The sequence below is a fragment of the Actinopolymorpha sp. NPDC004070 genome, from assembly GCF_040610475.1.
Classification (GTDB): domain Bacteria; phylum Actinomycetota; class Actinomycetes; order Propionibacteriales; family Actinopolymorphaceae; genus Actinopolymorpha.
This window is the reverse complement of the sequence record NZ_JBEXMJ010000001.1, coordinates 77,256-97,512: the sequence shown is the minus strand read 5'-3', so window position 1 is coordinate 97,512 and position 20,257 is coordinate 77,256. Positions and strand designations below refer to the sequence as shown.

Below are 20,257 nucleotides of genomic sequence, written 5' to 3'. Positions count from 1 at the left end.
CCCCACTCGGACGCGAACCGGCTCGGACCCTACCCGCCTTCACGTCCTCGGAACAGCTTCCGGTAGGCGGTCGGCGTGGTGCTCAACGAGGCCTGGAAGTGCTGGCGCATCGACGTACCAGTGCCGAATCCCGACTCGCTCGCCACCTGGTCGATCGGCAGGGTGGTCTCCTCCAGGAGGGCGCGTGCCCGCTGGAGGCGTTGCCGGGCCAGCCAGCGCATGGGAGTGGTGCCGACCTCGGCCTGGAACCTCCGGTTGAAGCTTCGTACGCTCATCGCCGACCGGCTTGCCAGCTGTGCAAGGGTGAGCTGGTCGCCCAGGCGTTTCATCGCCCACGACCGCGCACCGGCTGTGGACGCGTTCTCGTCGGCGGTCAACGGCTGCCGCATGAACTGCGCCTGACCACCGTCGCGGTGGGGTGCCACCACCGTCGTCCTCGCCACCGCGTTTGCCACCGACGCGCCGTGGTCGCGCCGGATCAGGTGCAGGCACAGGTCGATCCCGGACGCCTCCCCGGCGGAGGTCAGCACCCGGCCCTCGTCGACGTACAGCACGTCGGGATCCAGGTGGACCGCGGGAAACAGACGCCGGAACCGCTCGGCCGACTTCCAGTGCGTGGTGGCCCGCCGGCCGTCGAGGAGGCCGGCGGCGGCCAGCACGAAAGCTCCCGTGCAGATGGACGCGATCCGTGCACCCGGCCTGATCCGCGCGAGGGCGTCGGCGAGGTCCGGGTCCAGGTGGGGGCGTTCGTCGGACTCGTGCGAGGCGGGGACGACCACGGTGTCGGCGCGGGCCAGCATCTCGGGGCCGTACGGGACCTGGACAGTGAAGTCGGCATCGGTTCGCACCGAGCCGGGAAGCGGGGTGCAGGTGACAACCTCGTAGAGCCGCGCACCGTCCGGTCCGGCGGCGTTGCCGAACAGCTGGTGCACCAGGCCCAGCTCCATCGGCAGGACGCCGTGCCGGACGAGCACGACGACCCGGTGCCTGGCACGCCTGGCCAGATTTTTTCGATCACTGTCCATCTGGCCATTGTGGCACCGGAGGTGGCGTCCCAGCATTGGACGCATGAAGGTGCTCTGGTTGTACGCACACCCCGACCCACGCTCGCTGAACGGCTCCCTCCGTGACGCGGGCCTGCGGAAACTCGACGAGCTGGGCCACGACTACCGGGTCTCTGACCTGTATGCCATGGGCTGGAAAGCCACGGTTGACAGCACCGACTACGGCGACCACTCGGCGGGTGAACGGCTGGTGGTGGCCTCGGCCTCGCAGGCGGCGTACCACTCCGGCACCCTCAGCCCGGACGTCGCGGCGGAGCAGGAGAAGCTGCGGTGGGCAGACACGGTGGTGGTGCAGTTTCCCCTGTGGTGGTACGGCATGCCAGCCATCCTCAAGGGCTGGTTCGACCGGGTCTTCGTGAAGGGGTTCGCGTACGGTGTCACCGATCCCGCTCACCCGGGCCGCACCCTCAGGTACGGGCAGGGGCCGCTTTCCGGCAAGCGCGTCTTGACGGTGCTCACGTCCGGAAGCCCGGAGGCGCCGCTCGGTCCGCGCGGCATCAACGGCGAGCTTCACCACGTACTGTTCCCGCTGTTGCACGGCACGTTCTGGTACACCGGCATGTCGGTGCTGCCGCCGCTCGCGGTGTACGCCGCGGATCGGCTCGGTGAACAGGGATACGAGCACTACGCCGCTCTGCTCAGGCGGCGGCTGGAGAGTATCGAGGACATCGAGCCGCTGCCGTACCGACAGCAGAACAGCGGTGACTACGACGACAACCTCGTCCTGCGTCCTGACCTCGCGCCGGGCCGTTCCGGCCTCGGGGTGCACTACACCGGCGATCATCCCGTCGGCGACGGCGGCCACCCCGACGACGAGAGCCAGCGACTGCGGGCCGCGGCAGGATAGGGTCGGACCTTCGTGGTTGGACGTCCCCGGCCACGCCTGTCCACGTCCCGCGGCGGAGGCCCAGCAGTGACCGAAAGCCACCAGCGCGCGGACCGACGTCGCCTGGCCAGGCGGATCGACCGGTTGGCGGCGGAGATCTCCCGCCGGCTCGACTCCGCGGGTGTGACGTCCCAGATCGTCGTACGCCCGGCACCGGCGTTTCCCGACCGCACCGACGTCCTGGTCGAGCTTGCCACCGGCAACGGGGTCGCGATCATGTGTGCGGTGCGGGAGGAACGGACCCTCATCCTCGCCGACTCCGGGGAGGAGTACGACCTCCCGTGGCGCGCCCTCCCGGCGTACGTCCGCGACCTGCTGCTCTTCCACCGTCCGCCCAGGCGGAAGCGGCGACGGCGCGCTTGACCCTCCGCTAGGGGGAGACGCGAAGGTGGGGTCATGAACGACGGCAGGCTCTACACGATCGGCGAACTGGCGCGGCTGACCGGGCTCACGGTCAAGGCCATCCGCTTCTACGCCGATCGCGGGATCGTGCCGCCGACCGACCGCAGCCCGGCAGGCTATCGCCGATACGACGCCGACGCCCTGGCGCGACTGGAACTCGTCCGGACGCTGCGCGCTCTCGGACTCGATCTGCCCACGATCCGCAGGGTCGTGGACCACGAGGTCTCCCTTCAGGGGATCGCGGCGGCACATGCCGAAGCGCTCGCGGCGCAGATCCGGTTGCTCCGCCTGCGGCAGGCGGTGCTGACGACGGTGGCCAGGCGCGGGTCCACTCCGGAGGAGACGAAGCTCATGCACCGGTTGGCCGAACTCACCGAGGACGAACGCCGACGCCTCGTCGAGGAGTTCCTCGACTCGACTTTCGGCGACCTGGGCGCCGAAGGGGAGTTCGCGGCGATCATGCGCACGATGACTCCGTGCCTGCCCGACAACCCCGAGCCCGCGCAGGTCGAGGCGTGGGTGGAGCTGGCGGAGCTGACGGGCGCCCCGGCGTTCCGGACCGGACTGCGCCGGCTGGCCGAACATCATGCGGCCGAGCGCATCCGGGACGGGGACGGCGGCGTACGACCGGATCTCGCCGCGGCGGTCCGGGACCTGGTCACTCCTGCGCTGCGTACTGGCATCGATCCCACCTCGCCCCAGGCGGCGCCGGTGGTCGCGGCGGTGATCGACCGGTACGCACACACGTCCGGCACTGAGGCGGACGATGTTCGCGGCGAACTGCTGCGGTGGCTGGTGGCGGCCAAGGATCCACGACGCGAGCGCTACTTCCAGCTACTCGCACTGATCAACGGATGGCCCGCCCCGGACAGCCTGGCGCCGGTGTTCAGCTGGCTCCACCAGGCTCTGCGCGCGCCGGCGGCCGTACAGCCCTAGGGGTCGGGTCGTTCCCCACCTCAGTCCGCGGTTGGCACTCGTCCGGTCTCGAGCATGCCGACCAGGCAGTCCCGGATCCAGCGGAAGAACCACCCGTCGAAGGCGCGCTCACCGTCACGCTTGTACCAGGTCGACAGCCGATGGGCGGCGCTGACGACGCAGGCCAGGTAGAGCCGACGAGCGTGGTCGTCCGGGAGTGCCCGCACCTCGGCGTACCCCTCCTCCACGAGCCGCAGGAGCTGTGCGGCCGGCGGAGTCTCCTCGACGTTCAGACAGATCGTCGCGAAGTCGAAGGTGTAGTCGGTGCCCCGGATCTCACCGAAGTCGATCAGTCCCGTGTACGTGCCGTCCTGCTCGAAGATGTGACCGGCGTCGAAGTCTCCGTGGGCCACCGACCCGGTCCCCTCGTCGGGACCTGCTTCGACGGCTTCCTGCAGAAGGCGTTCGACGGCACGAACCTGCTCTGCGCCGAACCCGATCGCGGCGAGTGGACCGACGACAGCCGGCGGATCGACGTACTCGGCGTACGTGCCGTGCTCCGCGTGCAGCGGCCAGCCGGGCCGGTCGTGCTCGCGGCGGATCCAGCCGAAGCCGTGCACCGGCACACTGTGGATCCTGGCCAGGTCACGTCCGGCGGAGCGGCCGATCTCGGCAACGGATCCCACGGACCCGGCGGCACTCAACTGTGCGCCGGGCACCTCCGTGGTCACCATGACCGACCGGGCCAGCGACTGGTCGAACGGCTCGTAGTGGACCACCGCGGGCACGCGCACCCCGGCCTCGTGAAGCACCCGATGCAGCTCGGCCTCAGGTGCAAGGCTGGCTTGCTCCTCCTCCGCGATCCGCGCGTAGAAGGTCTCGGCGCCCCGGTCGACCCGGTAGACCTGGGTGGACGAACCCGTCGGAGTACGTCGGCAGGTGAACTCCTGCCCTGGCCCGAAGATCTCGGCCAGCAACGCGTTCAGCGCGTGACGGTCCACGTCCGGCTTGCGCATCACACCTGGTCCCACCGCTGCCTCGGGCTGTTGCTCACGCCACTCGCTCCAGGTGCCACACGATCAGTGCCGGAGTGTCGCGGGCGGCTACCCGCGCAGCCTCGGGGCAGTAGCGCTGCGCGTCCGAACCGCCGTGGCCGCCTGGGACGTCTCCCCACCGGGGTTCGTGACACGCGCGGACCGTGAAGCCGGAAGCGAGCGCCGCCGTGAGGTAGTCCGACGGCAGGAACCGGCTGGCGGGCATCGCGAGCATTCCGTCCGGCCCAGCGACCGCCGCGACACCGCCGAGGTAGAGCGACAACCAGTGAATGTCGGACAGGATCACCTGCCCGCCGGGACGCACGACCCGGGCGAACTCGTTCAGCGCCGTCTCCAGCCGAGGCTGGTGGGTCAGCGCCAACGCGCATACCAGGGAGTCGAAGCTGTCGTCGGGGAACGGCAGGTCGTCAAGGTCGGCTTGCCGGAAGTCACCGGCCGGAACCTTTGCCCGGGCACGCGCCAGCATGTCCGGCGAGGAGTCGACACCGACGACCTCGTGTCCGAGTTCGGCAAGATACTGCGAGTGCCGGCCGGTCCCGCACGCGGCGTCCAGCACCCGGCCGACCTTCAGCGCGCCCAGCAGTTCACGCACCACCGGCTCCTCCCGCGCGATCAGCGGGTTGTCGCCGTCGTCGTAGGAGTGGACCCACTCGGCGTAGCCCTCGCGGGTGCCGATGTGGCCGACCGTACCGCCGGGCCGCGCAGCCAGGTCGGGGTCGGCCAGGATCGCACGGACCTCGTCGATGCGCGCCTGCACGAACTCCCGGCTCGGGCCCAGGTCGTCGCCGGCCTGGGCGCGCAGGAGAGCGACGCCCTCCAGGCCCAGCAGCCATCCGAGAACGTGTGTGTAGTGGGGCACGCGCACACCCTAATGGGAGTGCACCGGCTGGTTTGCCAGTCTGGTGTCCGAGCTGCTGGCCGGTGAGCACTGACACGCCCAGGTCTGTGTTTGAGACCTACGCCTAGATCGTGCCCCGTGCTGGTGGTCGGGGAGCGGTAGGGCTGGTGGGATGTCGTGCCGGTGAGCACTGGTCCATTAGGTCGCCTGGGTTCTCCCCGCGGGCTCGCGTGTGTGTTGGCGAGAGTGAGGGGAGGTACGGCTGGTGTTGTTCGTTGGAGATGACTGGGCAGAGTCTCATCACGACATCGAGATCGTCGATGAGGAGGGGCGGCGGCTGGCGCGGCGGCGGGTGCCCGAAGGTGTGGCTGGGATCGCCGCGTTGCACGGCTTGGTCGCTGATCATCTGCCTGATCAGGGTGAGCCGGTCGATGTGGTCGTCGGGATCGAGACTGATCGGGGCCCGTGGGTGCAGGCGCTGATCGCGGCCGGCTACACCGTCTATGCGGTCAACCCGTTGCAGGCGGCCCGCTACCGGGAGCGGCACGGGGTTTCTGGTGCGAAGAGTGATGCCGGGGACGCGCACGTGCTGGCGGAACTGGTGCGGCTGGACCGCGCCCACCACCGGCCGGTGGCTGGGGACTCCGCGCTGGCCGAGCACGTGAAGGTGGTGGCCCGGGCACATCAGTCGCTGGTGTGGTCGCGTCAGCGGCAGGTCAACACGCTGCGGTCCACACTGCGGGAGTTCTACCCGGCCGCGCTGGCCGCCTTCGACGATCTGGCCGGCCGCGACGCGCTCGCGGTGCTGGCGGCCGCGCCCACCCCGGACAAGGGTGCCCGGCTGACCCGGCGGCGAGTCGAGCAGCTGCTGTCCCGCGCCGGACGCCAGCGCAACGTGACCGCGACCGCCGAAGCGATCGTGGCCGAGCTGCGGGTCCCTCAGCTTCCCGCCCGGGCCGGGGTGGTCGATGCCTACGCGGCCAGCGTGAGCGCCCTGGTCGCGGTGATCGGCGAGTTGTCCCGCCAGATCCAGACCCTGCAAGGGGAGGTGGAGGCGGGTTTTGGCCGCCACCCGGACGCTGAGATCTACCTGAGCCAGCCAGGGCTCGGCACGATGCTCGGTGCCCGGGTGCTCGCCGAGTTCGGAGACGATTCGCACCGCTACACCGACGCCAAAGCCCGCAAGAACTATGCCGGCACCGCCCCCATCACCAAAGCCTCCGGCAAGAAACGCGTCGTCTTGGCCCGCCACGCACGCAACCGCCGCCTCGCTGACGCGCTCTACCAACAAGCCTTCGCCGCCCTGAACAGCTCACCAGGAGCACGCGCCTACTACGACACCCACCGCGCCCGAGGCGCCACCCACCACCAAGCACTACGCACACTCGCCAACCGCCTCGTCGGCATCCTCCACGGCTGCCTACGCCACCAAACCCCCTACAACGAGTCCACCGCCTGGCCCACAACCAGCCAAACCAACCAACAAGCCGCTTGACGCCCTACGACCGTGGGATGTCTAGGCGGAACGCCGACGACCGTCGATCCGGTTTGTTACGGGCCGTGCGGAGCAAACCGGCTCCTAGGGTTTGCTCCTAGGGTCTAGAGCAGGACGCGGTAACCGGAACGATCGAGCAGAGTCCGGATGTAGTCCGGCCTGTCGTGACCGACCGCGTGACGGACGACGAACGACAGCAGGTAGAGGGGAAGCAGGAACTCCCGGTCCTCCTTCGTCACCACGTCGCTGCCGTACCCGTCCAGCACCGCGTCCAGCGCCTCCGCCCCGTCCCACAACGGGACTCGGGCCAGGTCCCAGCGTGGGTCACCGGACTGTGCCTGACCGAAGTCGATGAGCCCTTCGTAGGCACCGTCAGGCGAACGGAAGATGTGCGTGGACATGAGGTCGCCATGCAGCAGACGCCCTTCGGTGACCTCGTCGAAGGCAGCCTGCGCTTCCTCGATCCGGGCCAGTAGGCGATCTCCCTGCGCGGTGGGGAGGTATCCGCCGTCGACCAGCCAGCGGATTCCTTCCGTACGGGCGAACTCGGCGAACGGGCACCACCGATCGGCCTTGCCGGCGGGCTTGCTGCCATCACCTCTGGGAGACAACGTACCGAAGCCGACCAGGCGGACCTCGTGCAGTGCGCGAAGGTCCTCTCCGGCGCGTGCCCAGACAGCCTGCTCCCCCGCTGGCAGCGACGACGAGCGCCGCGGCAGGGATTCCCCGGGAAGCCGTTGCAGGACAAGGCATTCGGGGTCGGCGCTGACGGCAAGCACGCTCGCCGTGCGGATGCCGCGCCGCGCGCATTCGGCGTAGACCCACGCCTCGACCGACGGCGAGCCTGGACTGTTCAGCCACCCAGGTGTCTTCGCCACCACGCGACGGCCGTCAGGCAGATCCGCGAACCACGCGTCCGGGCTGGACGTGCGGTCCACACGGATCGGCTCGATGCCGAGCAGGCGTAGGACCAGTCCCGCGAACCGTCGCTCCTCCGGCGACACGGCGTTGTCCTGTTTGCGGTCGTCACTCACGGCTGTCTCCTTCGTGTGCGGGCGGCGTGGGCTTCGCACACGTGAAGGAGAGCGCGCGAAGCCATGCCGCCGCGGTCCGTCTACGGACTGGGCTGGTCATGGCTCCGGGCGCTGTGGGTGACGAGTCACCGTGAGGCAGTGGTTCTCGAGCCGACCGGGGTGGTTCCTGTTGGGAACGGCCGCCGGCTCCCCGAAGTCCTGTGTCTTGGGTTGTTGGCGTCACGCTAGCAACGACGGTGGAGTTCGGCCATGAGTTTTGACAGGTCGCCGGACGACAGCTGTTGCAGGCGACGTTGCTGAAGCCGGCGTACCACCGGTGATCCGCGCAGCCGGGCAGCGATTCCACGTCGAGCGGAGGGGGATACGAGCGCTGGGCTTCGAAACTCCAGCCGCCACAGGAGTTCCTTCAACCTCGTCCCGCCGTGGTGGGTGAACGCGTCGTCCACCACCGCGTCGATCGAGGCCGGATCATGTCTCGGCATCAGGTGCAGGATGCAGGCCGGGCTGCGGGCCGGTGGGTGGAAGTCCTTCGGTGACAGGGTTTGAACGAGGCGCACCGTGAAGCTCGCCTGGGCCCGCAGGCTGAGTCGCCCGTACCGCGGCGACCCGGGTTCGGCGGTCGCGCTCACGCCGAAGGCGCGTCCCATGACCAGCGTCGCCGACGTCAGCGCGGGCACCCGGCGCAGCCAGTCCAGCAAGTGCTCGGTTGCCCGGAACGGCGGGTTGGCGATCACCTTGGTCACCGCGGGCAGGTCGGTGACGAGGAAGTCGTTCCAGATCAGTCGTACGTCATGAAAACGGCGCAACGGTTCGAGGTACGGCTCGAACCTGCGGTCGATCTCGACCGCGTAAAGCCTCGCCGGCTTGCGGCGAAGGACTTCGCCGGTGATCACACCGGTGCCGGCGCCGAGGTCGGCGACGACGTCGCGAGAGGTTGGTTCGGCCGTGTCGACCAGCGTGTGCACGGCTTTCGGGTTGCACAGCAGATGCTGGTCCAGGCGTGCGGTGTCCAGCGGCGGGTCGTTCGGAAAGAGGGCAGGGTCGAGCCGTTCATGCGGTCGCATCGGTGGCTCCGGGGCAGCGAGAAGTGACGCCGAGACCGGCGAGGGGTCGGTTCTCGCGAAGGCATCCACCAACGCCCGGCGGCGTCGTCTCGCGACGCGGCCGGGTGGACGCGGAACGGCTACACGACCAGCGGCCGCGACCACCGTGAGTGGATACCTACAGGCTCATGGCCCGGATGTTAGACAGCCTCGTGATCGCGGCGCGACCGGTTTCTGCTCGCTGACTGGTCTCTGCTCGACGACCCGTCCCTGCCCGGTGACCGGTCCCTGCCGGGCGAGCGGCGAAGTGCCGACTCGATCGCCCTGCGGATCTCGGCCTCGCTCGCCCCGAGCAGGCGGGCCTGTGCGACAGCGGCCGACGCCACCTCCCCCAGCCGGGCCCGCCGGTCCGCGCCCGACAGCTCCGAATGCCGGGCGGTGACCGTCGTACCCGCCGCGCGGCGCGACCGCACCAGCCCTGCCTTCTCGAGTTCGCGGTAGGTGCGGGCGACGGTGCCGGTGGCCAGCGCCAGGTCCGCGGCCAGTTGGCGTACCGGAGGCAGCCGGGTTCCGTCGGCGAGCGTGCCGGTCTCGATCAGGTCGGCCAACTGACGACGCAGTTGTTCGTACGGCGGAGTGGGATCGTTCCCGTCGACCCGCAGTTCGACGGTCATCCCCGCGCCCGCTCCCGCCCGCCGGTGAGCGGCGAGGCAGGCGGAGAACGGCGTCCCGGACTCGCCGCGCCGGCGCCGGGAAGCAGGAGCACGACCAGGCACCACACGAGACACACCAACGCGACCAGTCCCACCCCGAGCAGGCTCCAGCCCGCGACTTGCAGCGCGACCGGACCTCGGTTTGGCCCCAGGCCCGCCAGCCGGGCACCCGACAGCAGTGCCGTACCCGCGAGGCTGCCGGTGAACGCGACGCCCACCGCGGCGAGTACGGACTCCACCGAACGCCTGCGCACCACGTCGTCGACCGCGACGATCTCCGGCGAGGCACCGTTGCGCGGCCGCCGTACCGTCACCCGGACGGCGATCGCGGCGAGCACCAGCACACCAAGCAACGCGGCAGCCATCGGGACCGAGTAGTACGAACCCGGCCACGGACCCAGCGTCCCGTGGTCGCAGCCCTCCACGCACGAGTAGGTCAACGCACGGCCGGGCCGCCCGAGATTATCGGGCCCTGCCACCGCGCCCGCCCAGCCGAGGAACACCGCCAGCACCGCACCCGCCGCGGCGACGAGCCGGACCAGCCCGGCCGGCACGAAGTCGCGTACCCGCCGGATCTCCAGCCCCGCCGTACCCGGCGTCCTGGCGTCGTCGCGGGCGAGAAGATCAGCGGCCAGCACCCCGACGATCTGGACGGCCCCGAACACGGTCGGCGCCAGCGCGAACCCGCGGCCCAGCCCACCGGTCGAGGCGGCTACCACCGCGGCGATCGCGCCTCCCGCCAGCGCCAGCCACCGCCCGAGCAGGGTGGAACGGCGAAGTCGCGCGAGCCCCGGATGCGCGGCCTCGTCCACCGCCACCAGCGCCCGGCGGCGCGGCACCGCCCACAGCGCCACCGCCAGGCAGGCCACCAACGCCAGCAGCGGAAGGGCGAACGCGAAACCACCGGCCATGGAGGCGCTCCTTGTGTCAGTCACTTGATACAAGCGGAGCATAGACCCGGCCTTGGCGCTTGTGTCAAGCAGTTGACACAAGCGAAACCGGCTCGCGCCATGTCGGTGGTGGCGGGCAGGATCGGCGCATGACGACCACACGTGACGACGTACCCCCCGCCCTCGACGAGCGCTCGACGCTGCTGACCATGCTCGACTACACCCGCAAGACCGCCATCGCGAAGGCCGAGGGCCTCTCCGACGCCGACGCCGCGAAGGCCCCGCTGCCCACCTCACCGCTGATGACGGTCTCCGGGCTGATCAGCCACCTGCGCTGGGTGGAGTACTCCTGGATCCAGTGCCGGCTGCTCGGCCACGAGGACGAGGGCCCGTGGACCGAGGAGGACCCCGACCGGGAGTTCCACTACCGGCTCACCATGCCGCTGGCCGAGGTGATCGCCGACTACGAAGCGATGGCCCGCGAGCACGACGCCCAGATCGCGGGCTGGGATCTCGACATGAAAGCCGCTCAGCGGTTCCGCGACGGGCGGGAGTTCAACCTGCGGTGGATCCTGCACCATCTGGTCGAGGAGAACGCCCGTCACAACGGGCACATCGACATCGTCCGCGAGCTGATCGACGGCACGAAGGGCGACTGACTGCCACCGGCTGCGCACTGTTCCTCTTCTACCCCGAGGGTGAGGGCGGCTCAGGACGCGCGGCCGGCGGCGAACGCGACGATCTCCTCCAGGCTCGGGTCGTAGCCGTCGGTGGTGTCGACGGTGATCGTCGGCACCGGCAGGGACAGTCGTACGAACGACTCGTAGTGCTTCGTCGCCTCCTCCAGCGTCTGCGGCCCCTGGGCGTCGGCGTGTGCGCGCCGGGTCGGGGTGTCGGCGAAGCGTCGAAGGTTCCTGGCGTGGGCGGCCTCCACGTCCGCCGTGCACTGCACGATGCGGATGTCCGCGATCCCCTGCAGGGGCTCCAGGCCGCGCTTCCAGTTCCAGTCCTGGAACGCCGCCTCCGCGACCACGGTGACGCCGGCCTTCAGCAGGAGTTCGAGAACCTCGAAGAACAGCGGGAACGTCCGCCGGGTGAGTGGATCGCCAGGTGTGGCCCCGTCGAACTCCGGGTGGGCGTGCACCATGCCCTCCTTGATCTCGTCCCGGCAGATCGCCGGGCAGCCGACCGACCGCGCCACCGCGTGCGCGAGGGTCGTCTTCCCGAAACCGGCGGGGCCACTGATCACGATCAGGGTGGGGGTGCCCGCGTACTCGTGCTCGTCCATCTCAGGCTCGTCCATGGCCCCTGAGTCTGGTCCAGTCGATGCGCAAAAATAAGTCTTGTGTTGGCCCCTGCGCGCATGCGAGAAATAAGGGGTGGGGACAGGTCCGCGTCCGCGGACCCAGGCGAAAGGAAGATCCGGTGGCAGCTCCGGTGACGGAGGCGGCGATCGAGAAGGTTCGCCAACTCATCATCGGCGGCGAACTCGGACCGGGCTCCCGCCTTCCCCCCGAGGGGACCCTGGCCGAGCGGCTCGGCGTTTCCCGCAGCAGTACGCGGGAGGCGGTGCGGGCGCTGGTCACCGCCAGGGTCCTCGACGTACGCCGCGGTGACGGCACCTACGTCACGAGCCTGCGACCGCAACTTCTCCTTGACGGCATCGGATTCGCGGTCGAGTTGATGCGCGACGACTCCGCACTGGAGCTCATCGAGGTCCGGCGGGTGCTCGAGCCGGCGGTCACCGCGCTGGCCGCTGACCGGGCGACCGCCGACCAGCTGCAGCAGATCGGCGCCAGCCTGGGCCGGATGCGCCAGGCCAACGGCCACGAGGAGTTCGTCCGTTTCGACGCGGAGTTCCACGACCTGGTGGGCGAGGCGTCGGGCAACGAGACGCTGGCGTCGATGGTGCGGGGAGTGTCCAGCCGGTCACTGCGCGCCAGGGTGTGGCGCGACATCCTCGAGGCCGACGCCTCCGAGCGCACCATGGCCGAACACGAACGCATCTACGCCGCGCTCCAGGTCCATGACAGTGCGTCCGCACAGGCCGCGGCCCTGCTGCACGTGCGTTCCACCGAGATCTGGCTGCGTCAGGTACTGGACACCGACCGGCCGCAGACCTCTTGACACCCTCCTCGCCGACGTTACGGTTACGAAACATCCGATCTTTCCGTGCCGTAGGCAGGAGCGCCGTTCCGCGATGTCCACCGACAACTCCGCCGCGCCCTTCGCGGCCACCTTCGACTCCCTCCGTCAGTTCGAGTGCCCGGAATGGTTCCGCGACGCCAAGCTCGGCATCTGGTCGCACTGGGGCGCCCAGTCGGTCCCGATGTACGGCGACTGGTACGCGCGCAACATGTACATCGAGGGCCACGACCAGTACCGCCACCACCTGCGGATGTACGGCCACCCGTCCAAGGTCGGCTACAAGGACATCGTGGCGCGGTGGCGGGCGGAGAACTTCGACCCCGAAGGTCTGATGGACCTCTACGTCGCCGCGGGGGCGAAGTACTTCGTCGGTCAGGCCACCCACCACGACAACTTCTTCAACTACGACTCGCGAATCCACCGGTGGAACTCGGTCCGGATGGGCCCGAAGAAGGACATCACCAGGCTGTGGAAGGATGCGGCGGAGGCGCGGGGGCTGAAGTTCGGGCTCACCGAACACCACGGTGCCGCGTTCTCGTGGTCCAACCTGAACAAGGGCGCGGACAAGTCCGGCCCGTACGCCGGAGTGCCGTACGACGGCAACGACCCGGCGTACGAGGAGCTCTACCTGCCCAACCGCGAGCACTACGACCCCGAGCGCGGCGGGAAGCTCGACCTCGCCAACTGGTACACCGGCAACAAGCGCTGGCACCAGCACTGGCTGGAGGTGATGAAGGAGATCATCGACCTCTACCAGCCGGAGTTGCTGTACTCCGACGGACCGGTGCCGTTCGGTGAGAACGCCGGCTACGACATCGGCCTGCAGGCGATCTCCTACCTCTACAACGCCAGCGCCGCCCGCAACGGCGGAGTGAACCAGGCGGTCTACAACCAGAAGGACCGCCGCCCGGAGATCTACTCCGTCGGCGTCATGGACATCGAGCGCAGCCAGGAACCCGACATCAAACCCGAGCCCTGGCAGACCGACACCTCGGTGGGCGACTGGTTCTACAACGTCCGCGACGTCTACAAGACCGCCGGGCACGTGATCGAACTGCTGGTCGACATCGTGTCCAAGAACGGCAACCTGCTGCTGAACATCCCGCAGCGCCCCGACGGCACCCTCGACGACGAGTGCACCCACATCCTCACGTCCATGGCGCGCTGGATCGACGTGTGCGGCGAGGGCATCTACGGCACCCGGCCGTTCCGCGTGTCCGGCGAGGGCGTCAGTGCGGTTCACATCGAGGGCTTCCGCGAGGACGCGGTGAAGTGGGCGAGCACGGATTTCCGCTTCACCCGTAGGGGAAACACGCTCTACGCGTTCCAGATGCGGTGGCCGGAGGACGGCCGTACGGTGATCCACAGCCTGCGGCCGGACGACCGGGCGCGCTCGGTGCGGCTGCTCGGCGGCGGGGAGGTGCCGTTCGAGCAGGCCGGCGGCGTGCTCGTCGCTCAACTTCCCGAACTCCGGCCGGTGGACGAGGTGAACTGCCTCGCGATCGAGTTTGATCACCTGGGCGCGTAGGCCGCTCGCCCACTGACCGACAGACCCGGGCAGACTGGGGCGTCGAAGCCACTCGGAGCGCGTTTTCCGGCGAAGGAGAACTTCGATGTCCCAGCCTGAGTCCACTCGACCCGGCGCCACCCGTCCCAACGTCGTCGTGATGCACTGCCACGACCTCGGCCGGTTCCTCGGCTGCTACGGCAACGAGACCGTCGCCACGCCGCATCTGGACGCACTGGCCGCGGACGGCGTGCGCTTCGACCGGTCGTTCACCACGGCACCACAGTGCAGCCCGTCGCGGGCGTCGCTGTTCACCGGCCGCTATCCGCACGTCAACGGCGTGCTGGGACTGACGCACCAGGACTTCGCCTGGGACCTGCACCCCGGCGAACGCCACCTGGGGGGTCTGTTGCGCGACCAGGGATATCGCAGCGTGCTGATCGGTGTGCAGCACGAGTCCCGGGCGCGCTCGGACGAGGAGCTCGCCGCCCGGCTCGGCTTCGACCACGTGGACGCCGGAACGACCCGGGCGGAGCCGGTGTCGAAGGCCGCGGTCGACCAGCTGGGGCAGCTCGTCGAGGGCGACCGGCCCTTCTACCTGCAGGTCGGGTTCCTCGAGCCGCACCGGATGGCCGGGGACCGCGACGAGCCCGGGGTGATGGGCTTCCTGGGCAACCACCTGGAGCCCGACGACAGCCTGGGCGTGGCGATCCCGCCGTACCTGCTGGACACCCCGTCGGCGCGCACCGAGCTCGCGGAGCTACAGGGAGCGGTCCGGCACATGGACGCCGCGGCCGGGCGGGTGCTGGCCGAGCTGGACCGTCTGGGCGCGACCGACAACACGATCATGGTCTTCACCACCGACCACGGGCTCGCACTCCCCCGGGCGAAGTGTTCGCTGTACGACCCGGGGCTGGAGACCGCGCTGATCATCCGCTATCCCGCCGGCGGGTGGACCGGCGGGCAGGTGCACGATGCCCTGGTGTCCCACGTCGACCTGCTTCCCACACTGCTGGCGGCCACCGGCGGGGAAGCCGCTGACGACGTGCACGGCCGCAGCTTCCTTCCCCTGCTGAACGGCGAGGACTACTCCCGGCGGGAGGAGATCTTCGGGGAGATGACCTACCACGACTACTACGACCCGCGCCGGTGCGTCCGGACCGAACGCCACAAGCTGATCGCCAACTTCAGCTCCGCGCCGGCGTTCATGGATCCCAGCCAGGGCTGGATGCGGCGCTGCCGGCCGAAGGTGCAGACCGAGGGCCTGGCGTCCTACCACCCGTCGCTGGAGTTGTACGACCTGGAGGCGGATCCGGACGAGCTCACCAACCTGGTGGGCGAGCCCGACCAGGCGGCGGTCGTGGCCGAGCTGTCCGCGAAGCTGGCGGAGTGGATGACGCAGACCAAGGACCCGCTGGTCGACGGCGCGGTGACCTCACCGCTGCACACGAAGACGATGAACGCCCTGCTGCAATCCTGACCGGTGTGCCGTCAGTGTGGCGAGCGGCGGATCAGCCGGCCTGCCGCTCGCTACGCAGATGGTAAGCGGGCTTGGACAAACTCGGTACGACGAGCACGCGGGCGTCGGCCCCGACCTGGCCGCGTGCCTGCGCCAGCGCCTCCTCGACGGAGGGGACTGGAATCGCTCCCATACCCCGTGCGTGGCCGGGGCTGACCGCGCCCGCGACGTAGACCGCCTCTGCGTACTCGCGGGCCAGCCCGCCCATGTAGGCCATGGAGAACGCGTGGAACGGGTGGTAGCCGTAGGCGTTGCGGTAGCGGTCGAGGTAGCCCGCGTCGGTGCACAGCTCGTGCTCGTACTCCGCCAGGTCGGCAGGACGTCGCACGGTCTGCAGGAGTTCGTAGGTGCGTTCGTACGAAGGGAACTCCGCCTCGTTGAACCACCCGTCACACACCGACGCGGCGATCACCACCGGACGCGGTGTCAAGGCCGCCTTGGCACGGGCCACCGAGGCGCCGATCGCCTGCATCATCAGGACCGGGTTGGAGCCCATGCCGTTGCCGTAGTGGAAGCTGCGCGGCATCCCGAGGACGAGTACGTCGGCGGGCTCGCAGGGCAGGGTGAGCTCGGTCCGGCGGGTGGCGGGCGGCCAGGACGCCTCCTCCACGGCGGGGATGCAGCCGGCGAGCACCGCGACCTGTTCGGACCGGGCGTTCAGCACCGCGTCGACGGTGAAGAACGGCTGCGGCAGTGCCTCCTCGATCCGCGCCCCGATCGCGGCGAGCTGGTGCCGGAAGTGGCTGTGCGGCGAGATCGGCACGAAGTCCTCGCGGTGCAGGCTGGCCGGTGTGTGGTGACAGCGGATGGACCGCCAGGTGGTCAGCCCGGTGGCGGGCATCTTGTAGCCGCCGGAGAACCCGCCGTACGGGTTCCCCGCGGCGTGGCTGATCAGCATGGTCAGGTCGGACTCGACGACCCGGCGGTTTACCTCGACCACGTCGCCGAGCGCGGAGGGTTCGAGCGCGACGATGCCGTCGAGATCCTCGGCGTCGTGGTTGACGATCTGGCCGGGCTCGAAGAGATCGAGCACGTCCTGGCCGAGGTAGGCCGCGAACTCCTCGCGGGTGTTCTTGCGGTGCAGCCCGGTCGCACAGACCAGGGTGATGTCGGCTCGGCGTACGCCCGCGCGTTCCAGCTCCTCGACCACCACCGGGATCGCGACCCTGCGGTGGGCCGTGGCGTGCGCGCCGCCCTTCACCCGGTCGGGAAAGGCGATGGTCACCCGTGAGCCGGGCCTGACGAGCTTCGTCAGCGGCTCGGTGCCCAGCGGGTTTCGGACCGCCTCCCGGGTCGCGGCGACCGGATCCGCCAGGCCGGCCGGCTCGTGCGCCGCACTGCCGGAGTGAACCACCGTGGCGTGGTTGGGCAGGTCGACCTCGACGTGGCCGTCGCCGTACTCCAGCCGTACGCGTTGCACCTGATCCTCCTCACCGGGACTTCGTGCACCATAGTGGGCTCGTCCACGAGGAGGGCACGCATGGTCGAGGAGACAGGCGGCATCGGCAACACTCACGGCATCGGCACCGTAGGGATCGTCGGCACCGGCACGATGGGCGCGGCCATGGCCGACGTGCTCCGCCCACACCACCGGCTGGTCGTGTGGGACGTCGACGAGGCGAGCGTACGGCGGCAGGAGGCGGCCGGCTCCGCCGTCGCCACCGATGTCGCCGAGCTCGCCGCCGAGGCCGACGTCGTACTGCTGTCGCTGCCCGGCCCCGACGTCGTACGCCACGTGGTGACCGGCGCGCGCGGCGTCCTCACGGCAGCGGCCCCGGCCGGCCCCGGCCCACGGGTGGTCGCCGACCTGAGCACCGTGGATCCCGGCACGGCCAGGGCGATGGCAGCCGCGGCCGCCGAGGTCGGAGTGGGCTACCTCGACGCGCCCGTGCTCGGCCGCCCGCACCGGTGCGGCGCGTGGACCCTTCCCGTCGGGGGTACCGAGGCCGACCTCGCCCTCGCCCGGCCGGTGCTGGAGAAGGTGGCGTCCCGGGTGATCCGGGTCGGGGACGCCGGCGCGGGCAGCATCCTCAAACTGCTGAACAACCTGATGTTCGGCGCCATCAACGCGATCACCGCGGAGACGATGGCGGCGGCCGAACGCCTGGGCCTGGATCCACAGACGTACTACTCCACCCTCGCCGACTCCGGTGCCGCGTCGGTGAGCGACCTGTTCCGGGAGATCGCGCCCAAGATCGCCAACCGGGACTGGGCTCCGGCGTTCACCGTCGACCTGCTCGCCAAGGACAACCGGCTCGGGCTCGCCGTCATCGAGGAGGCCGGCATCACCGCTCCGGTCGCGCGGGCCGTGGTGGACCTCAACGAGGAAGGCCGCGCGGCCGGGCTCGGGGCGCTGGACACCAGCGCGCTCGTCCGGCTCTTCGAGGAGGGCGAGCGGCGGGATTGAGCCGGACGCCCGAGGGGCTGGCTCCTGCAGCCATGAGCCCCGACACCCCAGCTGTTGTCACTCGTTGCGAGCAGTCAGCGTAGGAGGTTTCCGGGTTTCCCGCTGCGGCAATCCACTCGCAGGCGGGAAGCCCTGGAACTCCGAAGCGCCAAGTCGTCAGGTCGTCGGGGAGTCCAGGCTGGCGACGGGCTCGGTGTTCGTACGCGGTGTGTCGGTCAGCAGGTGCCACTCACCGGTCTGCGCGTCCAGCCACCGAACGTCCTCGCGGTGGTACTGCAGCGCGTACGCCACCCGCGGCTGGTCGCTGTGGTTGGGCCCGGAGCCGTGCACGGTCCAGCGCGAGAACGCGACCGCGTCCCCGGCCCGCATCCGGATCGGCAGGGCGGTGGCCGGGTCGACGTCCACCTGGCGGTGGGAGTCGCCGTCGTCACTACCGCGCGCCTGCAACTGCTCACCCAGGTGCGACCGCGGCACGATCTGCAGACAGCCGTTGTCCGGCGTCATGTCGTCCAGCGCGACCCAGATGTTGATCGATCCCATCGCCGGGTCGTGCCGGGTGTAGCTGTTGTCCTGGTGCAGGTGGAACGTTCCGCCGCCGCCTCCGGCCTTCACCGCCGTGAACGGGAGATAGCGCACCGCGCGGCCTCCGACGAGCCGCGATGCGAGGGCCAGCGTCGCCGGGCAGTTGATGAGCTCGTCGAGCGCCGATCCGGCGACGTACGCAGAACACTGCCGCAGCTTGTCGCCCACCCCGCTGGCCCGCTCGAGCGAGGTGCGGGAGACGCCGTTGGCGTCGAGGACGTCGAGCGTCTCGGTCCGGAGGGCCTCCACCGCTGCCGAGTCGACGAAGCCGGGCAGTGGGAGGTAGCCGAACTGGTGGTAGAACGCGACCTCGCTGTCGGCCAGCGTCAGCTCCCGCACCACGTTTCCTCGTACGCCCGCAACCGGTGTGTTCATCGCCCAATCCCAGCACGCGAATCCCGCCGGTGCCGCATCTGCGACCAGTCCTGGACTTCGTCGATCACTCCGGACAGCAGCCCGTGACAGGGTGGGTAGCCATCCGCACGCGGGGTACACACCACCGAGATCGGAGGCTTCGTCATGGCCGCACATCGAGGCCGGAGGGCCTGGCTCCTGCTGACCGCGCTCGCGATGCTCGCCGCAGGCTTCGTGGGTACGGCGACCGACCGCGCCGCGCAGGCCGCGACCGGCGCGAGCGGAACACTCCTTCGCCCGAACGTCGGCCTCTACCCTCGGCTGGTCCGCCTGCAGCACTCGGGTCCCGCCAATGGAACCATCCTGGCCAGTGTCGTGACCTTCGACGGCAACACCGGTCTGGGCGCCGTCTACGCCAGCAAGGACGAGGGCCGGTCGTTCGAGCAGGTCGGTACGGTCGCCGACCCCGCCAGCGCGAACGGGAAGGGACTGTGCTGCGCGACGTTGTACGAACTACCACGGCGGGTCGGTGACCTCGCCGCCGGCACCCTGCTGTGGGCGTCCTCGGCCGGGCAGTCCACCGACCCACGGCAGATGAGCATCCGGATCTGGGCCAGCCGGGACCACGGCCGCACGTGGTCCCACCTCGCCACACCGGTGGTCGCGCAGAACACCGGTGGCCTGTGGGAGCCGGAGTTCACCGTGACCGAGGACGGCCGCCTCATGGTGTTCTACTCCGACGAGACCGACCAGCCGGCGCACAGCCAGCTTCTCGTCGCGCAGTCGTCGGCCGACGGCGTGCACTGGACCGGCCGGGTGCCGGTGGTGGCGAGCAGCGACCCGGCCGCGCGCCCCGGGATGTCCATCGTGCGGCGGATCGGCGGCGGCCGATACCTGATGACCTACGAGGTGTGCGGACCGTCGTACGACTGCAAGGTGCACTACCGCGAGTCGCGGGACGGGGCGCGGTGGGGCGACCCCGCTGATCTCGGCCCGACGGTCCGGGCAGCCGATGGTTCGTACTTCGAGCACACTCCGACGATCACCTGGGAGCCCGGACCGACGCGGGACGGGCGACTGTTCCTGACCGGTCAGATCCTCTACGCCGCCGACGGCACGGTCGCCGAGGGCAACGGGCACACGGTCTTCGTCAGCGACCACGGACCGGCCGGGCCGTGGCGGGCGATCCCAGCCCCGGTGAGCGTCCCCGATCCCTACAACAACTACTGCCCCAACTACAGCTCACCCCTGCTGACGGTGCCTCACGGCACCCGGCTGCTGGAGATCGCCACCGCCTACGACAGCGACGGCGTCTGCAAGGCCTACTACGCGACCGGTTCGGCCGCCGTTGGTCGCTGACCGGGCTGGGACACCGAGCCGGAAGCCTTGATTCGTTTCCGCGACG

Annotated in this window: 20 protein-coding genes; 10 read left to right on the top strand and 10 right to left on the bottom strand. The window is 70.0% G+C overall.

The window, feature by feature from the left end; all coding sequences use genetic code 11:
• Window positions 1-29 precede the first annotated feature (29 nt).
• Window positions 30-1,025: a helix-turn-helix domain-containing protein gene (locus ABZV93_RS00450; RefSeq protein ID WP_354927976.1), complete on the bottom strand. Its 996-nt coding sequence runs from the start codon at window positions 1,023-1,025 to the stop codon at window positions 30-32.
• Between the two features lie 43 nt (window positions 1,026-1,068).
• On the opposite strand from ABZV93_RS00450, the gene ABZV93_RS00445 reads away from it, so the two are divergent.
• The 3 genes from ABZV93_RS00445 to ABZV93_RS00435 all read left to right on the top strand — a co-directional run bounded on the left by ABZV93_RS00445 (window position 1,069) and on the right by ABZV93_RS00435 (window position 3,288).
• The gene (locus tag ABZV93_RS00445) at window positions 1,069-1,911 is read left to right on the top strand and encodes an NAD(P)H-dependent oxidoreductase (RefSeq protein WP_354927973.1); all 843 of its coding nucleotides are present in this window, start codon (window positions 1,069-1,071) and stop codon (window positions 1,909-1,911) included.
• A gap of 66 nt (window positions 1,912-1,977) precedes the next feature.
• Window positions 1,978-2,313, top strand: coding sequence for a hypothetical protein (locus ABZV93_RS00440; RefSeq protein ID WP_354927970.1), 336 nt, complete (start codon window positions 1,978-1,980; stop codon window positions 2,311-2,313).
• Between the two features lie 33 nt (window positions 2,314-2,346).
• Window positions 2,347-3,288 carry a MerR family transcriptional regulator gene (locus ABZV93_RS00435; RefSeq protein WP_354927967.1) on the top strand — a complete coding sequence of 314 codons (942 nt, stop codon included), beginning with the start codon at window positions 2,347-2,349 and terminating at the stop codon, window positions 3,286-3,288.
• Between the two features lie 20 nt (window positions 3,289-3,308).
• Here the strand turns inward: ABZV93_RS00435 and ABZV93_RS00430 are convergent, their stop codons facing one another.
• Window positions 3,309-4,283, bottom strand: a complete 975-nt coding sequence (locus tag ABZV93_RS00430; RefSeq protein ID WP_354927964.1) for an aminoglycoside phosphotransferase family protein — start codon at window positions 4,281-4,283, stop codon at window positions 3,309-3,311.
• Window positions 4,284-4,317: 34 nt separating this feature from the next.
• Window positions 4,318-5,181, bottom strand: coding sequence for a methyltransferase domain-containing protein (locus ABZV93_RS00425; RefSeq protein ID WP_354927961.1), 864 nt, complete (start codon window positions 5,179-5,181; stop codon window positions 4,318-4,320).
• Between the two features lie 244 nt (window positions 5,182-5,425).
• On the opposite strand from ABZV93_RS00425, the gene ABZV93_RS00420 reads away from it, so the two are divergent.
• Complete coding sequence (locus ABZV93_RS00420; protein ID WP_354927958.1) at window positions 5,426-6,655, top strand: IS110 family transposase; 1,230 nt, start codon at window positions 5,426-5,428, stop codon at window positions 6,653-6,655.
• Between the two features lie 104 nt (window positions 6,656-6,759).
• Here the strand turns inward: ABZV93_RS00420 and ABZV93_RS00415 are convergent, their stop codons facing one another.
• The 4 genes from ABZV93_RS00415 to ABZV93_RS00400 all read right to left on the bottom strand — a co-directional run bounded on the left by ABZV93_RS00415 (window position 6,760) and on the right by ABZV93_RS00400 (window position 10,356).
• A complete protein-coding gene (locus ABZV93_RS00415) occupies window positions 6,760-7,689 on the bottom strand; it encodes an aminoglycoside phosphotransferase family protein (RefSeq protein WP_354927955.1) in 930 nt (309 codons plus the stop codon).
• A gap of 224 nt (window positions 7,690-7,913) precedes the next feature.
• Window positions 7,914-8,753 carry an rRNA adenine N-6-methyltransferase family protein gene (locus ABZV93_RS00410; protein ID WP_354927952.1) on the bottom strand — a complete coding sequence of 280 codons (840 nt, stop codon included), beginning with the start codon at window positions 8,751-8,753 and terminating at the stop codon, window positions 7,914-7,916.
• Between the two features lie 179 nt (window positions 8,754-8,932).
• Window positions 8,933-9,406: a GntR family transcriptional regulator gene (locus ABZV93_RS00405; protein ID WP_354927949.1), complete on the bottom strand. Its 474-nt coding sequence runs from the start codon at window positions 9,404-9,406 to the stop codon at window positions 8,933-8,935.
• Window positions 9,403-10,356 carry a hypothetical protein gene (locus tag ABZV93_RS00400; RefSeq protein WP_354927946.1) on the bottom strand — a complete coding sequence of 318 codons (954 nt, stop codon included), beginning with the start codon at window positions 10,354-10,356 and terminating at the stop codon, window positions 9,403-9,405. The genes ABZV93_RS00405 and ABZV93_RS00400 overlap by 4 nt, the downstream gene beginning before the upstream one ends.
• Window positions 10,357-10,484: 128 nt before the next feature.
• Between ABZV93_RS00400 and ABZV93_RS00395 the strand changes: the two genes are divergently transcribed.
• The gene (locus tag ABZV93_RS00395; protein WP_354927943.1) at window positions 10,485-10,994 is read left to right on the top strand and encodes a DinB family protein; all 510 of its coding nucleotides are present in this window, start codon (window positions 10,485-10,487) and stop codon (window positions 10,992-10,994) included.
• Window positions 10,995-11,044: 50 nt separating this feature from the next.
• Here the strand turns inward: ABZV93_RS00395 and ABZV93_RS00390 are convergent, their stop codons facing one another.
• Entirely contained in the window at window positions 11,045-11,638 is a 594-nt protein-coding gene (locus ABZV93_RS00390) for an AAA family ATPase (RefSeq protein ID WP_354927940.1), read from the bottom strand.
• Between the two features lie 122 nt (window positions 11,639-11,760).
• Between ABZV93_RS00390 and ABZV93_RS00385 the strand changes: the two genes are divergently transcribed.
• The 3 genes from ABZV93_RS00385 to ABZV93_RS00375 all read left to right on the top strand — a co-directional run bounded on the left by ABZV93_RS00385 (window position 11,761) and on the right by ABZV93_RS00375 (window position 15,470).
• A complete protein-coding gene (locus tag ABZV93_RS00385) occupies window positions 11,761-12,462 on the top strand; it encodes a FadR/GntR family transcriptional regulator (RefSeq protein ID WP_354927938.1) in 702 nt (233 codons plus the stop codon).
• 73 nt (window positions 12,463-12,535) lie between these two features.
• Window positions 12,536-14,011: an alpha-L-fucosidase gene (locus ABZV93_RS00380; RefSeq protein ID WP_354927935.1), complete on the top strand. Its 1,476-nt coding sequence runs from the start codon at window positions 12,536-12,538 to the stop codon at window positions 14,009-14,011.
• A gap of 85 nt (window positions 14,012-14,096) precedes the next feature.
• Window positions 14,097-15,470 carry a sulfatase gene (locus ABZV93_RS00375; protein ID WP_354927932.1) on the top strand — a complete coding sequence of 458 codons (1,374 nt, stop codon included), beginning with the start codon at window positions 14,097-14,099 and terminating at the stop codon, window positions 15,468-15,470.
• A 31-nt stretch (window positions 15,471-15,501) separates the two neighbouring features.
• On the opposite strand, the gene ABZV93_RS00370 is transcribed toward ABZV93_RS00375, so the two are convergent.
• The gene (locus tag ABZV93_RS00370) at window positions 15,502-16,929 is read right to left on the bottom strand and encodes a lactate racemase domain-containing protein (protein ID WP_354927929.1); all 1,428 of its coding nucleotides are present in this window, start codon (window positions 16,927-16,929) and stop codon (window positions 15,502-15,504) included.
• A 60-nt stretch (window positions 16,930-16,989) separates the two neighbouring features.
• On the opposite strand from ABZV93_RS00370, the gene ABZV93_RS00365 reads away from it, so the two are divergent.
• Window positions 16,990-17,916, top strand: coding sequence for an NAD(P)-dependent oxidoreductase (locus ABZV93_RS00365; protein ID WP_354927926.1), 927 nt, complete (start codon window positions 16,990-16,992; stop codon window positions 17,914-17,916).
• Window positions 17,917-18,072: 156 nt separating this feature from the next.
• Here the strand turns inward: ABZV93_RS00365 and ABZV93_RS00360 are convergent, their stop codons facing one another.
• Entirely contained in the window at window positions 18,073-18,873 is an 801-nt protein-coding gene (locus tag ABZV93_RS00360) for a phytanoyl-CoA dioxygenase family protein (protein ID WP_354927923.1), read from the bottom strand.
• A 144-nt stretch (window positions 18,874-19,017) separates the two neighbouring features.
• On the opposite strand from ABZV93_RS00360, the gene ABZV93_RS00355 reads away from it, so the two are divergent.
• The gene (locus tag ABZV93_RS00355; protein ID WP_354927920.1) at window positions 19,018-20,211 is read left to right on the top strand and encodes a sialidase family protein; all 1,194 of its coding nucleotides are present in this window, start codon (window positions 19,018-19,020) and stop codon (window positions 20,209-20,211) included.
• The last annotated feature ends 46 nt before the right edge of the window (window positions 20,212-20,257 follow it).